Annotated in this window: 14 protein-coding genes; 3 read left to right on the top strand and 11 right to left on the bottom strand. The window is 62.4% G+C overall.

Features of this window, described 5'->3' with window-relative positions:
• Positions 1-257: 257 nt before the first annotated feature.
• The 7 genes from ACFFWD_RS07300 to ACFFWD_RS07270 are packed head-to-tail and all read right to left on the bottom strand — an operon-like array spanning position 258 to position 8,679.
• Entirely contained in the window at positions 258-1,271 is a 1,014-nt protein-coding gene (locus tag ACFFWD_RS07300) for a peptidylprolyl isomerase (RefSeq protein WP_376962933.1), read from the bottom strand.
• 23 nt (positions 1,272-1,294) lie between these two features.
• Complete coding sequence (locus ACFFWD_RS07295) at positions 1,295-1,888, bottom strand: hypothetical protein (protein WP_376962935.1); 594 nt, start codon at positions 1,886-1,888, stop codon at positions 1,295-1,297.
• Between the two features lie 2 nt (positions 1,889-1,890).
• Positions 1,891-3,693 carry a putative porin gene (locus tag ACFFWD_RS07290; RefSeq protein WP_376962931.1) on the bottom strand — a complete coding sequence of 601 codons (1,803 nt, stop codon included), beginning with the start codon at positions 3,691-3,693 and terminating at the stop codon, positions 1,891-1,893.
• Positions 3,694-3,746: 53 nt separating this feature from the next.
• Positions 3,747-4,457, bottom strand: a complete 711-nt coding sequence (locus ACFFWD_RS07285) for a TonB C-terminal domain-containing protein (protein ID WP_376962929.1) — start codon at positions 4,455-4,457, stop codon at positions 3,747-3,749.
• 9 nt (positions 4,458-4,466) lie between these two features.
• Positions 4,467-4,871 carry an ExbD/TolR family protein gene (locus ACFFWD_RS07280; RefSeq protein WP_376962927.1) on the bottom strand — a complete coding sequence of 135 codons (405 nt, stop codon included), beginning with the start codon at positions 4,869-4,871 and terminating at the stop codon, positions 4,467-4,469.
• Positions 4,872-4,875: 4 nt separating this feature from the next.
• Positions 4,876-6,834, bottom strand: a complete 1,959-nt coding sequence (locus ACFFWD_RS07275) for a DUF2341 domain-containing protein (protein ID WP_376962925.1) — start codon at positions 6,832-6,834, stop codon at positions 4,876-4,878.
• On the bottom strand, positions 6,835-8,679 hold the full coding sequence (locus tag ACFFWD_RS07270; protein ID WP_376962923.1) for a ShlB/FhaC/HecB family hemolysin secretion/activation protein: 1,845 nt from the start codon (positions 8,677-8,679) through the stop codon (positions 6,835-6,837). It abuts the gene before it with no gap.
• Positions 8,680-8,929: 250 nt separating this feature from the next.
• Here ACFFWD_RS07270 and ACFFWD_RS07265 point away from each other — a divergent pair, with 250 nt between their 5' ends.
• Positions 8,930-9,589 carry an RNA polymerase sigma factor gene (locus ACFFWD_RS07265; RefSeq protein WP_376962921.1) on the top strand — a complete coding sequence of 220 codons (660 nt, stop codon included), beginning with the start codon at positions 8,930-8,932 and terminating at the stop codon, positions 9,587-9,589.
• Positions 9,486-9,803 (top strand): FecR/PupR family sigma factor regulator, encoded by a 318-nt coding sequence (locus ACFFWD_RS07260; protein ID WP_376962919.1) that lies wholly within the window; start codon positions 9,486-9,488, stop codon positions 9,801-9,803. Before ACFFWD_RS07265 ends, ACFFWD_RS07260 begins: the two co-directional genes overlap by 104 nt.
• A gap of 35 nt (positions 9,804-9,838) precedes the next feature.
• Here ACFFWD_RS07260 and ACFFWD_RS07255 read toward each other — a convergent pair whose 3' ends face one another.
• From ACFFWD_RS07255 to ACFFWD_RS07240, 4 genes are all read right to left on the bottom strand, one after another.
• Positions 9,839-10,543 (bottom strand): lytic transglycosylase domain-containing protein, encoded by a 705-nt coding sequence (locus ACFFWD_RS07255; protein ID WP_376962917.1) that lies wholly within the window; start codon positions 10,541-10,543, stop codon positions 9,839-9,841.
• A 149-nt stretch (positions 10,544-10,692) separates the two neighbouring features.
• The gene (locus tag ACFFWD_RS07250) at positions 10,693-11,109 is read right to left on the bottom strand and encodes a hypothetical protein (RefSeq protein ID WP_376962915.1); all 417 of its coding nucleotides are present in this window, start codon (positions 11,107-11,109) and stop codon (positions 10,693-10,695) included.
• Positions 11,110-11,290: 181 nt separating this feature from the next.
• Positions 11,291-12,349, bottom strand: coding sequence for a polysaccharide biosynthesis/export family protein (locus tag ACFFWD_RS07245; RefSeq protein WP_376962913.1), 1,059 nt, complete (start codon positions 12,347-12,349; stop codon positions 11,291-11,293).
• A 511-nt stretch (positions 12,350-12,860) separates the two neighbouring features.
• The gene (locus ACFFWD_RS07240) at positions 12,861-13,073 is read right to left on the bottom strand and encodes a hypothetical protein (RefSeq protein ID WP_376962911.1); all 213 of its coding nucleotides are present in this window, start codon (positions 13,071-13,073) and stop codon (positions 12,861-12,863) included.
• 194 nt (positions 13,074-13,267) lie between these two features.
• Here ACFFWD_RS07240 and ACFFWD_RS07235 point away from each other — a divergent pair, with 194 nt between their 5' ends.
• Entirely contained in the window at positions 13,268-13,555 is a 288-nt protein-coding gene (locus tag ACFFWD_RS07235; RefSeq protein ID WP_376962909.1) for a hypothetical protein, read from the top strand.
• Positions 13,556-13,616: the final 61 nt, after the last annotated feature.

Raw genomic sequence — 13,616 nt, 5'->3', positions numbered from 1 at the left:
GGTGCTCTATGAATCAGACATCATCCAGTTCGGGAATCCTGAATGTCGATCCCGCCTAGCAAAGGTCGAGGTCGGTTCATTCGCGTTCGTCAGATCGGTCACGGCGCACCCCAAGTCGGTCTCCCGGTTCCGATATCACATGGATTGTACCATAATTATGATACTTTTACCAATCATTAACCAATGTGATGCCCACGTGGAGGCGCCAGCCCGGTGTTGTCACCGGACTGACACAAATCTCCGCGCGAGCCTCGCCATCAACGCGACGGCGCAGTGTCCGATTTCGGCGCAAGCAATTTGGAGAGCGCTATTTCATTGACCACGGGCGGCGTCTGCTTGAGTAGCTCCGCCACATAGGCACGGCGATTGGCTTCGACGCGCTCGGCTCTCATGCGCTGCACGAGGGCATCCCGTACTTCCGAAAGCGGCCGCGTATGCGACGCCTCGGTGTCCAGCAGCTTGAGGACGTGCCAGCCGTCCTCGAGCCGTATCGGATCGGTGATGCCCGACTTTGGCAAGCCGGTGACCTGGCCGCGAATTTCGCCCCGCAAATCCGGCTCGGCCACCCAGCCAATCTCCCCGTCCCGCTCCGCGGTCGTCGCATCGTCGGACGAGCTGCGGGCAATCGGACCGAACTCAGCCCCCGGCTGCTTGATCTTCTTCACGACGTCATCAAGCTTTTTCCGCGCGGCGTCTTCCGCGGCCTTGTCCGCGTCCTTCGCCAGGTTGACGACGATCTGCGCAAGACGGAAACGCCGAGGAACGAGAAACGCGCTGGCGTTCGCCTCGTAGACGCCCTTGATGTCGGCATCACCCGGATAATTCTCCGGCGGAGCCGTGACCGATTGCAGATAGCTTTCGACAATAAGACTGTCGCGCGCACGCGCAAGCTGCGCCACGACCGGAGTTTGCTGATCCCACTTCTTGGCCATCGCTTCCTTGAGCACCAGGCGATTGGCAAGGATCGCCCGCACGGCCTGGCTGAGCAAGGCCGGATCTCGCGCCATGGCGGCCTGCTGCCGGGCGTCCAGCAGCAGGATTGTTGCGCGGACCTCTTCGGCCGTGACGTCGCTATCGCCAACCCGGGCGATGACCTCGCCCCCCTTCACCGAGGCATTTTCCTCGACCGGCAGCGCTGACTGAGCTGTTGCCGCCGGGCGGGCTGGCGCAGCCGTTTGCGACGCCGCGCGCGCAGGCGCCGCTTGGGGCGGATTGCGTGTTTGCGCCGGCGCCACAGACGACGTCGCGGCGCACAGCGCACCGGCGAGCATCGCGGTCTTGAACGCGCTATTGATCATGGCTTGGCCTTCTGTTCGAGGATCTTGTCGCGGAAGTCCTGGGCGGCATTCTGATGCTCGACCCGCTTCAGACCGAACACGGGATCATGGTCGAGAATCTTCTCGAACGGACTCATCGCTTCATATTGGGTAACAACGTCGTCGGCGATCTTCACCAGTCGCACGTTCTTGGCCTCGCAAGCCTTGTTGCTCGCTTTGAGGGACGTCGCCTCGCCCTCGAATTTGGCGCGCTCGGCATCCTTCGAGCGCGCCACGCTGGCTGCCTCGCCATATGCGCTCTTCCACTTCTCAAGCGAGTCGTCACGCTCGGCGATACGCTCGTTGAAGTCCTTAACCGCCTGGCGATAGGCCTGCTCCGCTTCCTTCACCTGGGCGCGGTAGGCTTCATTCTGCTTGCGCAGGCGGTCGCGCTCCTGCTCGGTCGCCGTTAACTTGGCCTGTAGCGCAGCGCGCTGATCCTCGAGCGCGCGCGACTGCGCGGTGGCGGAGCGCAGCGCCTCGCGCAGGCGATCGCTTTCCTGGTCCGCGCGGGCGGCAGATGGGGCCACCAGCGCCAATCCAATGAGGCATGAGAGACGCAACCGCCGCATCATCAGAACCTCGCATTGAGATCAAGCTGGACGACATCGACTGCGTAAGGCAGGCCGGCGATACCGTTGGCGCTCATCCAGCGCACCGAGGCCCAGACATTCTCGCCGAGGCCGAGGTTGCCACCGATGAAGTAGCCCTTGAGATTGGTGCCGCCGAGTCCGAAGTCGGAATCGACGAACGCATCCACCATCGCGTCGGACTCAAGATACTTGTAGCCGACGTGAGCGTTCCAATCCCAGAGATGCTTGATCTCCTTGTTGCCGACCGTAAGGCGCGCAAGCCAGCCCTGGTTGCCGCCATTGAAGGGGCCAGGCGCACCGGTCGTGGTCGGGCCCAAATTGTTGACCGCAATGGCGGAAACTGCCGCACGGTTGAAGGCGGTGTTCCAGACGTACTCGGCATCCAGGATGATATGGATCGGGTTGAACTGTGCGAAATCAAGCTCGGCGCTCGCGACGAGCGGCCGGAAATCGCTGGCGAGGCCGTAATACTGATAATTCAGTGTCGTGACGGGCGAAGTGAGCGTAGGGATGTTTCGCAACCTCATGTAGGTGTTGCCCTTCTGCGCAAAGGGCGGCCGCAGCAGATCCGTGTCGCAGATGTCGCTCGCGGTCGCGACAAGGCATGGACTGGAGAGTTGTCCCCGCACGTTGGTGAAGTCGTAGTAGGCAACCGCCATCGTCAGGCTGGTCTCGGGATCGAATCTCGCGCCGAAGCCGCCTTGCCCACCGAACAGCCATTTGTCTCGGCTCGGCGATTTGATCGGTCCCGACAGGGTGCTGATGTTTAGGCCCGCATTCAGATCGGTGTTGAACACCGGAAATGCGCCGCCGACGAAGAATGGCGTAAATCCTTCGGCAACTTCATGCTTGGCCTGGATTGCGAAGCCATCGAAGCCGAGATCCTTGTACCAGGCGAGGTCCGTCGGCGACCAGAACGGGTTGTCGAACCGGCCAACCGAGCCGACGACGTCCTGCACCGGCTGGTATTTGACAAAGGCGCGATCGAGCCAAAGCGCATACTTCGAGAAGTTTCCACCGTTGGCGCCGAACGTCTGATTGGTCGATACCGGAGAACTGTTCTCGCCGGTTGCGATCCTCAGGCCCGCGGAGAATCCTTCGAACAGATCCACATCTGCGCCAAGCCTGGCGCGAAAACGAAAGCGCTCACGATCCTGGTTGGTGTTATAGGTCGGCGGAAAATAGGGGTTGATCGCGTTGGCATTGTCCTCAAGAAACGGATTTCCCGTGTTTGTGGCGTTGAAATTCTGCAGCGGGCCGTTGCCACGCGGAAAGAAGTCTCCCTCGTACCGCGCGCGGATATCGCCATAGAACCGGATCCGTTGCGCCCATTCCGGATACTTGCCCGGCGACGCCCAGTTTTCCTTCTCGGCCTTCGCCATGACTTCCGCGCGGATCTCATCCCGCAACTGCTTCTTGACGATCTCGGGCACGTAGGTGACGCGCTTGGTGCCGGGCGGCGACACCGCGTCGGCGGCATTGGTTGCCTTTTTCTCGGCGCCTTCCGCCTTTGCGGTGGCATCGCGCGTGGCCTGCCGGGCGATATAGGCCTCGTCATCAGCCTGCTTGATCAACGCGGCGGCCTGGTCCTCGCCGAGCACCCCCTGCTTCACGAGCAGGTTGATCAGGTTGACCGTCGCATTGGACGACGGCGCCGCGTTGCGCGAAACGGTCGGACGCTTGGCCGGCTGAGCCGGTTCGTCCTGTGCCGCTGCGGGGGCTGCAAGGGCAAGCAGCACTGCCGCCGCCGTCGCAAGCTCTCGCTTCTTCGTTTCACGCCACATGACGTCACCTCTTCCTGCTTTCAACTCACTCACAGTCACTCGCTCCATCGCACTCAGCCCCGGTTCCGGGCCGTAACGCGTGTGATGATCGGCATCGGCATGTCCTTGGGCGGTGGTTCACGCACCCGCATGCCGCCCAGCACCTGCTCACGGATAGTCGCATCGAGCGCGCCATCTCCGGTCGATGGAGACAGCTGCACGCGATTGACGCGCCCGGAATTGTCGAGCCACACCCGGATCACGGTCTGCAGCGAGGCGTAACGGGTTTTCTCGTTCGCTTGCAGCGCCGCTTCCATTTGCGACTGCACGATGCTCGCGTACCAGCCAAAGCGGCTGTTGCCGCCGCCACCGCCACCACCGCCCTTGCCCTGCACGGCACCACCGCCGGGCCCGTTGGCCAGCCCGAGGTCCGGTGGTCCCGGCGTGGGGTCCGGCCCCGCATCCGGCGGAGCGTCCTTCGGGATGTCGACCGGCTTCTCCTCGACGACGTCCTTGATCGGGGTTTGCTCCATCACCTTCTGTTCGGGCTGCTGCTCCGGCTGTTGCTCCGGCGGAGGCGGCGGCGGTGGGGGCGGAGGCGGCGGGACGATCATGGTGACCTGAAGCTCGTTCACCTTGCGCGGCGGATCCTTGTCGCCGCCGATCAGGATGACGACGCCCCAAACCATCAGCCCAATCAGGATGAGACTGGGCCCTCCCAACAGCAGATAACGCCGCCATGCCGGCGGGCCGCTGTCCTCCTCGTTGTCGTCGCCCCATGCCATCTTTGCGTCTCATCGCGCCGCCGGCTTCGTCGCCATTCCGACCTGGGTGAAGTTGAGACGGCCGAGAAGATCCAGCACATCGACGACATTCTGATACTGAGTCTGGCTGTCGCCGCGCACGACGATCGGAAACTCCGGTGTCAGCGCACGCTGCTGGACCAGCCGCTGCTCGAGCTCGGCCAACGTCACCGGAATGGTGTCGAGGAAGATCTTACCGTCGTTGGCGACGGTGATCGCCTTCGTCGTCTGCTGTGCAAGACTCGGCGCCGCACTCGCCTTGGGCAGGTTGACCTTCATTCCCTGCACCGTCGCCGTGGTCATGATGATAAAAATCACAAGGAGCACATAGGCGAGATCAAGCATCGGCGTGATGTTGATGTCGTCATACGGCTTGCTGTCGGATTGAACTTGCACGGCTTCACTCCGCGGCTTGCTTCACCGGCTCATCCGGCAGCTCATAGGACTCCGCGATCCTTGTGATGAACTCATCGACAAAGACCTGCATTTCGCTGGTCGCGTCCTTGATGCGGGTGATCAGGTAGTTGTACGCGAACAGCGACGGGATCGCGACCCCGAGGCCCGCAACCGTCGCAACGAGCGCGGCCGCGATGCCGGGAGCGATCGCATTGACGTTCACGTCACCGCTTGCGGCGATTGCCGCGAAGGTGATCATGACACCGACGACCGTGCCGAGCAGGCCGAGGAACGGGCCGCCGGAAATGGCGATCGTCAGCATCACCATCAGCCGGTTGAGGCGCTGGCTCTCCTGCACGAAGCCGCTGTCGAGCACTGCACGGATCGACTCGATGGCCTGCGGCGACAGCCTGCGCAGGCCGCCATTGCCGGAGAACCGCCTCCTGATTTCCTGCGCGCCGGCGGCGAACAGCCGGTAGAGCGGCGCGGCGTGGACAGCTTTGCGGTGCTTGGCTCCGAGCTCGGCGCCAAAACTCGGGTCATTCTCCTGTCGATCGAGCTGCAGAAGCCCGCCGATATCGGTCGAGGTTTCGCGGAAATGCTTGAGGAAGGCCTGGTTGCCGCGCGCAGCCCGGTTCAAATATGACACCCTGTCGACCATCACGAACCAGCTGATCACCGCCATGATCGCCAGCAGGCCGATGACGACCCAGCCGTCGAGCGTCACCGACCTCAGGATCACACCGAAATAACCGCCGCTGAACCAGCCCGACGTTTCCTCATCGACGCTGAAGGAGATCAGCTTTGCCTGCTCAGGTCCCTGCCCGATCGCCGCAACCTTGATGAAGCCGGCGGGGCGCGCGACTTTGGCGATCTGCAGCTCGTCAACGTCACCGGCGAAGCCGGCGGCAGAACCGGCTTGCCCCTCAGATGCGGCGGCAGGCGGGGTCGGCTGTGTGTCGGTACCAGCCGGTGCGGATGGCGCTGGAGCATCCCCTGCGGGTAGTGCAGACGCCGCTCGGCCAAGCTGGGGCGCGCCAGTCATAGTCGGCAGACCCGCGGCAAGCGTCGAGACCTGGCTGCCATCCACATAAAGCGTGATCTGGCTGCCCTTGGCCACAAAGGCGAGATGGTGCCATGAACCGGCGGCGATCGCGGCACTACCGGCGGCGCGCTGCTTGCCTCCAGCGTTTGCGACCTCGACGAACGGAACGCCGTTGTCCAGTCCGACGGTCAGCCCGTTGGCGCCTTCCGAGCGCGAGAACAGAACAGCGCCCGGCTGAGGCGCAGCCATCTTGACCCAGAGTGACCAGGTCCATTCACCGCCCTCGGCGACCACGAGCGAGGGCGAACCGGGCAATGTGAGCGCCGTCTGCCCGTCGAGCCGCGCGCCCTGCCCGATGATCGCGCCATCCGCCGCCGGCACAGCATTCTGCGCGCCGTTTGCCCAGGCCGACACGTCCTGCGCCGGCGTTCCGCGATCGGCGAAATGATAGACCAGCAGCGTGTCAGGATCGTAGGTGCCCTTCGCGTCGACTGCGGTTGGCGCCTTCTGGTTTCCGTAATAGAGCCAGATGTCGTTTTTGGTACCTGGCTTCAGATCGGGAACGCTGACCCACACCAGCGCCTCGCCGAGCAGCGAGTCGTATTTTTCGACGTGATGCTTGAGCGGCGTCTTGTCGTCAACGGCAATGAAGCGAAGGTCGCCGCCGTCTTCCTTGGCTGCACCGAAACGGAAATTGCCGACATGCAGCCGGACCAGGATAGGCGCTGTACCAATAGGATCGCTCACGCCCGCGCCCGAGGGCGCCGTGTCGATCGTGATCTTCTTGCGCAGCGTCCATTGGTCGTTCCACCATGCCGCGGCCGGGCTCGGCCACAGCGCGGCCAGAAGGACAAGCGCCAGCATCACGAGGCTGCTCGTGCCGGCTCCAGGAAACGATCCAAAGTGACGGAGCGACATCTAGAATTCTCCCCAGACTCGAAAGCTGACCCTCGGATGGTTGGCGAGCGTGACCTGCTGGCTGGTCAGCGGCACGCCGACGAAAACGATGCTGTTGAGGTAACGCAGGGTCTTCATCCGCATTCCGACGCCGTAGCTCGCGAGATCGAAATGCGACTGCTGGTCAGTCAAGGGCTCGTGGATTCTGGCGTGACCGCCATCGACGAACGCAAAGAACCGCCAGTCGTCGAGCGCATTGAACTTGATCGGATCCCCGGTCGGGTTGGTCAGCTTCTGCTCGAAATACGTCGCCAGGTTCGGGCTGCGCAGTTCGAACGTGCCGGCTGCGCCATAGTCGCCAAGCACCTCGGATTCGAGATAGCCGCGCACCGTGTCCTGTCCGCCAAGGCTAAGCTGTTCGCTGGACACCAGCGGCTGATCGGCTGCCTGTCCCTGCAGCTTGGCATAAAGCTGGAAGCCTCCGGCAAAATCCTGAGTATGCGAGATGTCGGCATGGAGCGTGATGAAACTCGACGTCGCCTTGAAGCGCTTGGCATCGAACTCCTCCGGACTGCTGCCGACGCCGCGCAGGCCGGCAGTGATCGTGGCGTTCAGCTGCGTGAGCCGCCCTTCGCCCTGCCAAGTCGCGCCGTAGGTGCCGACAAGGGGCACATAAGTCACCGGAGAGTCGAACGCATCCTTGCCGAGCCTGAGCGACTGCTTGAAATCCTTGTAGTCGACGCCAAGCGACAATGTCTGAAACAGCTCGCCCTTGGTCGGTAGCGTCAGCACCGCACGTCCGCCGATCACCTGACCGGGGCCCACAACATTGGCACCACCGACGGTCGCGACCGAGCTGTCCGATTTCAGGCCATAGACAAGGACACTGAGCCAGTCGATATCTGTCCGCGCCAGATACGAGCCGGACACGACCATCGCGTCCTTTGGATTCTGCGGCGCCACCTGATAGGTCCAGGTCATCGAATGGCCGAGCTGCCACAGATTATCGTATCGCAACGAGACGCTTGATCGCAGCTGCGTTGTGCTCGGGCTCTGCCTGTTGTTCAGTTCGGCACTGCCGTGAAGCGGAAATGTATCCTCGACATTGAGATCGACATCGACCGTTCCGGGGGTCACGCCGGCTCGCAGTGCCGGCGTGACGCGCCGGTCCGACCAGCGGTTGAGCGCAACAATGTCCTTCGTCACCGCCTGGAAATTCGGCAGGGTGCCCTCTTTCAACGACGGGGCGTTGCTCTTGATGTTGGCAAGATCGAAGTAGCGCGAGCCCTTGACGCGCAAGCGTCCCACCCGGTTCTCGGTGACCTTGAGCACGATGAAGCCACGTTGCGCATCCTGCTGCGGAACCGCCACGCTAACGGTCTGAAGGCCCTTGTCGTGATAGGCCTTCTCTACCGCGGCGCGTGCTTTCTCGACCTCCTGCGCACTCTTATGGGGGCCAAGGAAGGGGTAGACCGCGGCCTCGATCTCGATCTGCGGCAAACTGTCAGCGCCCTCGACACGAAACTCGTCTATATCGAAACGGGCCTCCGGGGCGGCCGGCTTGGCAGGATCCGCGCCGCCCTTGGCCGGGCCGGCGCCGGCAGGCGCAGCAGCGGCAGGCTTGCTCGCGGTCGACTTCGTTGCCTCGGCCTCGGACTTCGCCTCCGCCAGTCGCACGTCGACCGTCCACATTGTCAGGATGCAAGTGGCCAGCCACAACGCGCGCGCCGCAACGACGCGCCCAGTCCGCGCGCCGTGCAACGGCGGCGGCGCCTGGCGCGCGTTCCACTGATACAGACCACGCGAATTCACCTGGGCCTCGACATCGTTCTCGCGTTGCGGCCGTGTCATCGCGACCGCAGTCATCTTCAGTCAGCCTGAGCCAACCGGGATGAGCCGGTCCGTCGGGCCTTAACCGATAGACGCCAGGCAAGCGGCCGCAGCGAAAAAATACTCCCTCAATTATGATAGGCACCGCCCATTTGCGTGATGATTCCAGGCAACATAACATTACTATCACCGCCAACCTGTTACTCACCACACGTTCGTCACATTACCGTTGTCCGGGCTAACTACGGTCCCGGCAAATTGAAGACCGGGTGCAGTGGGGCGTAACATGACCATCGACAACATCAGCAGCTTGCGGAGCTTGCTGCTCGCCGAGTATGTCGAGTTCGATCGACGTTTGACGCGCCGCCTGGGCTCGCCGGACCTCGCCTCCGAGGCGCTCAACGAGACCTACCTTCGCCTCGAGGGGCTGAGGGAGATCGGGCCGGTGCGCAGCCCGAAGGCCTACCTGTTTCGCATCGCGCTCAACATCGCCAGCGACCGCCGCCGCGCCGATAAGCGCCGTCTCACCGCCGACGAAGTGGACAGCCTGCTCGAGATTCCGGACGACCGGCCCGATGCCGCGCGGGTGATCGAGGATCGCTCGGAGGTCAATCTGCTGAGACGCGCGATCGCGGAGCTTCCCGAGCGCCGGCGGCGTGTCCTTGTGCTTTCGCGCGTCGATGGCATGCCAAATCGCGAGATAGCGGCACTGCTCGGCGTTACGGTCCGTACGGTCGAAACAGACCTCAAGCAGGCCGTCGAACACTGTGCCGAACGCCTCAAGCGTCCTGCACGCAGCAAATTCGGTTTTCGGCGTTCTGCATCGTCTTACCTACAGAGATATGTCGATCGGGGCCGTCCGCTCTCGACCGGCGTCTGTGGGAAAGCGCTGGACCGTGACGAAGCGAAGCCATCAAGCCGATCACTTGGATCCCTTAATCCGTGAAGCGCTGTCATGGATCTTACATCTCAAGTCGAACGAGGCGACGCTTGCGGATGCAGAGCAACTGATCGACTGGCGCGCCAGAAGTCCTGCACATGAGAGTGCGTTTCGTGATGCGGTGAAGTGTTGGCGCGCGATCGGCCACGCGCTAGCAAGCAGCCGTCCGGTCGAGGCGGCCCGGCGACGACGCTCCCCAAAAAGTAAATCGCGAGCATGATGTGCCGCGCCGGCTTCGGGCGCGCGGCGTTCTGCTCAAGGTGAAGCGGACGACGATTTTCGCTCCGCCAGGCTGCGGAGACGCGTATTCAGCGCTGCGAAATTCACCGCGGCGCTTGCAGACAGAGCCCCGCCGCGGGCCCGCCCACCGCCCGCCGGGCTGCCAAAAGTGGGCAGCGGGACGGAGCCGGTGACAGGCACACCATTTGCCGCCAGATGCGCACGCACGCGCACGCAATAATCGACCGACAGGAACGAGAACCGGGTTTCGCCGTGCCCGGCGCGATACTTCATCGTGGCGGTGCAGAGATCGCCGCCGGCGAGCCGCCAGGCACCCGCGAGATATCGCGTACCGTAATGAACATTGACTTCAGGCACCGCCAGTTCCGCCGGCGTGCCGGAGAAACCAAGCATCCGCGCGGTCGGCAGCATCACCTGCATCAATCCAACTTCGCCATCCATGCCAACCGCGGCGGAATTGTAGCGGCTCTCCACCGCCATCACGGCATCGACCAGAGCCGGCGGCAATCCGAATATCAGCGCTTCGCGCTCGACCAGTGCCCGGTACTCGGCACGGCCCGCGCGCCAATCGCGACCAAACATGGCGCTGGTGCGAGCAGCATAACCAGCAGAAAGCGGGTTCGAGGGCGGCATGTCGGCCGCCGTCAGCCGCCTTGGCGCAAACGGCTCAAGCGCCAGCGGGCGGGGTTCATCCGGATCGGGTTCTTCGACCGACGACACGGAATTGTCAGCCTCAATAGGAGGTTTCCGCTGATCCTCTTGCGCGGCAACTGTGCCGCTCAGAAGGATCAGCAGGCATAGCGCGACCGATGGCGTCGACCAATGTGCGGCGCCGCGGGCACTGACCCGCAAAGTCAAGAAATGGAGCATCAGCGACGCGGCAGCACATTGGATGGGATAGGCGGCCGGAGGGGTATGACCGAACGGCCATAGTTGGAGCCATATTGCTGGCGAACGGCCGCCTCGTTCACATTGCCGACGCGAACGTCGGACGACCGAGCGTCGAGCGGCGGTAGGTTGATCGAGGGATTGACCTTGTCCACCTCCTGCCTGAACTTTTGATTGAGACAACCGAACGCTCCCTCGTTTCCAATCTGCACGTCGACACAACGTTCGAATGTCGGCGTCCTCGCCTGACCGCCGATGATCGTGCCCTCTTGCCGCTGCGCCGGCGGATTGATCGGACCTGGGGTCTGGGCCATGACCGGGGCCGCAGTTACGGCGAAAAGGCAGGCCATCAGACCACCCCTGCGGGCGCGCTTGAACGTCTGCTGATCATTGCTCATGCCCCGTAACCTCCACTTGCCAGCCCTGTCCGCTCGGCGGCCCCCGAGCGGGTCAATGCCAGTGGCCTGTCAATATGTGATTCACACTATCATAACTCCATGAAGCTGGCTGCGCCCACATTCGACTATGTAACACTTGTCGAGTTCGACCGATTTCGAGCCGGGAAACCTTGCGAGAGCCCTATTGGAGCTTACTTCGGACCACCTTGATATCGTTGACAAGAGTGGCCCCGCTATCAGCCGTGACGAACGCGGTGTTAATGAAGTTCAGGACCTTCGTGATATCCACCTGAGGCGCATTGGCGGCATAAATCACGTCAAAGGGACGCATCTGCACCTTGGTGGCGACGAAATATCCGGCAGGGTCCTGAAAACTGACGTTGAAGACGATCGGCACGGAATCGCCCTCGAACTTCGAGCAATCGACCCCGAGCCGCTGCGCCACCTCTCGCGGTTCGCGGCGGTAGAGAAAGACCGAACCCGGATCGGCCTGCAGATCGAGCAGGCCTCCCGCCTTCGCGACCGCCTGCGTAAGGTTGATCCGCCACGCATCGAAGTTAAACTCGCCCTGTTGGCCGGTTGCGCCAAAGGCGATGAATTTCATGGGCTCGCGATAGAGATAGATTCGATCCCCGGGCTGCACGAAGATGTTGCTTGCGGGGAAATAGACCAGATTGCCGAACGGCAGCGTTGCGCGCTTGCCGTTGCGCTCCAGCACAACCCAGGTCTCCCAGCCGGTACCGCTAATTCCGCCAGCGCGAGTGATCGCGTCGGTGATCCGATCCTGCGCGCCGGCCGATGGCATGGGGAAGCGTACCGGCGTCCTGACTTCGCCGAACACGCTGACAAGCGATGACCGCTGCTGATTCGATGTGACAACGACCTGCGGATCGATCGCGCGCTTTTTGATCTGCTGCAGAATGTCTTCCTGGATCTGCACGTTGGTGCGACCGGCCGCGCGTATCCTGCCGGCATAGGGCACGGTGATGTTACCGTCGTTGTCGACAGGCTGATCGGGCAGGTTTACGAAGTTCCCCGGGCGCACGCCGGCTTCGAGCGGAACGTAAAGCCCGCCCGCCGCCGCCTCGAAGATCGTGACGCCGACGATGTCGCCGATACCATACCGGATGCTTGCCGGCGGACGACTATCGGCCAGAGCACTAGGCAATCCGCTTGGCTCGAACTTGTCCAGCTGGCGTACGACGTCGGGCGTGAGCTTGACGACCGCAAAGGGCAGCACGGTCGTATTCTCATTCTTGACGTCAACGCTCGCAGGTCCAGACATCGAAATGAAGCCGCAGCCGCCCAGGAAGGAGGACGAGATCAAACAGCATGCGATCGCCAGAAAATTCTTAAGTCGCATAACCGTTCATTCGCACCGAGCTGATGCACGCCCAAAAGACCTGCACGGCGCCTCGTGGCGCCAGCACGCCTCCCGCGCGACCGGCGCGCGTCAGTGTGCGGTTCCTAGTCAGTAGACGCTGCTCGCACGGCAATCGCGAAAACACGCGCCCGATGTCATTGGAGAATCTTCGATCGAGGCGCGGGAAACACGCGCTGCCACCGGGAAGACAGTCGCAGATCCCCTCGTGGATGCGAAACGTCAGTCCCGGTCGGCGCACGGCGCAAACCCGGTCGTACAGATCAAATTGTGCACGTTGGCTACGACGGCTCAGGCGTGCGTGCTGTTCGCGAACGAACGGCAAGAGGCCTTGCACCAGCCATCGAGAAACCGGTAGCCGCTGCCAGCTTCAGTTTGTGGACAGGAGCTCGCGCAGGCGTGCGATCTCGATCTGAGTCTCCGACACCATGCGCATCAGCAAGGCATTCTCGTGCTCGAGGTCCCTGACGCGCCGAAGCCGGCTGCTTTCGTCCTGTTTCAAGCCGAGATCGTAGACGTTTGCGTTCGCCTTCAGGAGCGCGGACTCAAGGCATGCCGGTTCAATCGGATTTGTCGCGCGCATTTCAACCCCCAAAAGCAAAAAAAACACAAAACAGGCTGACTTTCTGCGTTCGCCCGGACAGCAGCCCACTGCCCTTCTACACGACACAGCTCCCGTCCTTGTAGGTATGTTTCTTATCGTTGCTGTGACCGATCTTAAACAAAAAGTCAGATTTTTGGACGAAAAGCGATCGTTCTGCGGCAGGAGTGTTCACCGTGCCTCAAATCTGGTTGAGTTACGAAGAACTTGCAGCATTGCTTGACTGCGATATTCCGCGTGCCCGCACCGCCGCCGCAGCGATGCGTCTTGATCGACGCAGGAGCCGCGACGGCACGAGCCGGGCGAAACTGCCCCCGTCGCTCGCGACCGCCTTCCTCGATGGGATATTGCGGCAACGCTTCGAACAGGAAATTGCGACCTGCGCAGGAGATTTGCGCGCAACGTATGAACGCATGGCTGAGCGGGCTCCCACCTTGAGACTTCCTTCCGCTCTTGCAAGCTGATCTCTAGCAGTCTGCTGAAAAACCTCTCGCCGTAGCGAGAATTTGCTGATTCAATTTTTTA

The sequence above is a fragment of the Bradyrhizobium erythrophlei genome, from assembly GCF_042430365.1.
GTDB classification, from domain to species: Bacteria; Pseudomonadota; Alphaproteobacteria; order Rhizobiales; family Xanthobacteraceae; genus Bradyrhizobium; species Bradyrhizobium erythrophlei.
This window is presented reverse-complemented; position numbering and strand designations above follow the sequence as displayed.

Excerpts from the sequence above, each read along its gene's own strand:
- ACFFWD_RS07300 (WP_376962933.1), bottom strand. The coding sequence starts at position 1,271 with ATGCTCGCCGGTGCGCTGTGCGCCGCGACGTCGTCTGTGGCGCCGGCG.
- ACFFWD_RS07295 (WP_376962935.1), bottom strand. The coding sequence starts at position 1,888 with ATGCGGCGGTTGCGTCTCTCATGCCTCATTGGATTGGCGCTGGTGGCC.
- ACFFWD_RS07290 (WP_376962931.1), bottom strand. The coding sequence starts at position 3,693 with ATGTGGCGTGAAACGAAGAAGCGAGAGCTTGCGACGGCGGCGGCAGTG.
- ACFFWD_RS07285 (WP_376962929.1), bottom strand. The coding sequence starts at position 4,457 with ATGGCATGGGGCGACGACAACGAGGAGGACAGCGGCCCGCCGGCATGG.
- ACFFWD_RS07275 (WP_376962925.1), bottom strand. The coding sequence starts at position 6,834 with ATGTCGCTCCGTCACTTTGGATCGTTTCCTGGAGCCGGCACGAGCAGC.
- ACFFWD_RS07270 (WP_376962923.1), bottom strand. The coding sequence starts at position 8,679 with ATGACTGCGGTCGCGATGACACGGCCGCAACGCGAGAACGATGTCGAG.
- ACFFWD_RS07265 (WP_376962921.1), top strand. The coding sequence starts at position 8,930 with ATGACCATCGACAACATCAGCAGCTTGCGGAGCTTGCTGCTCGCCGAG.
- ACFFWD_RS07260 (WP_376962919.1), top strand. The coding sequence starts at position 9,486 with ATGTCGATCGGGGCCGTCCGCTCTCGACCGGCGTCTGTGGGAAAGCGC.
- ACFFWD_RS07250 (WP_376962915.1), bottom strand. The coding sequence starts at position 11,109 with ATGAGCAATGATCAGCAGACGTTCAAGCGCGCCCGCAGGGGTGGTCTG.
- ACFFWD_RS07240 (WP_376962911.1), bottom strand. The coding sequence starts at position 13,073 with ATGCGCGCGACAAATCCGATTGAACCGGCATGCCTTGAGTCCGCGCTC.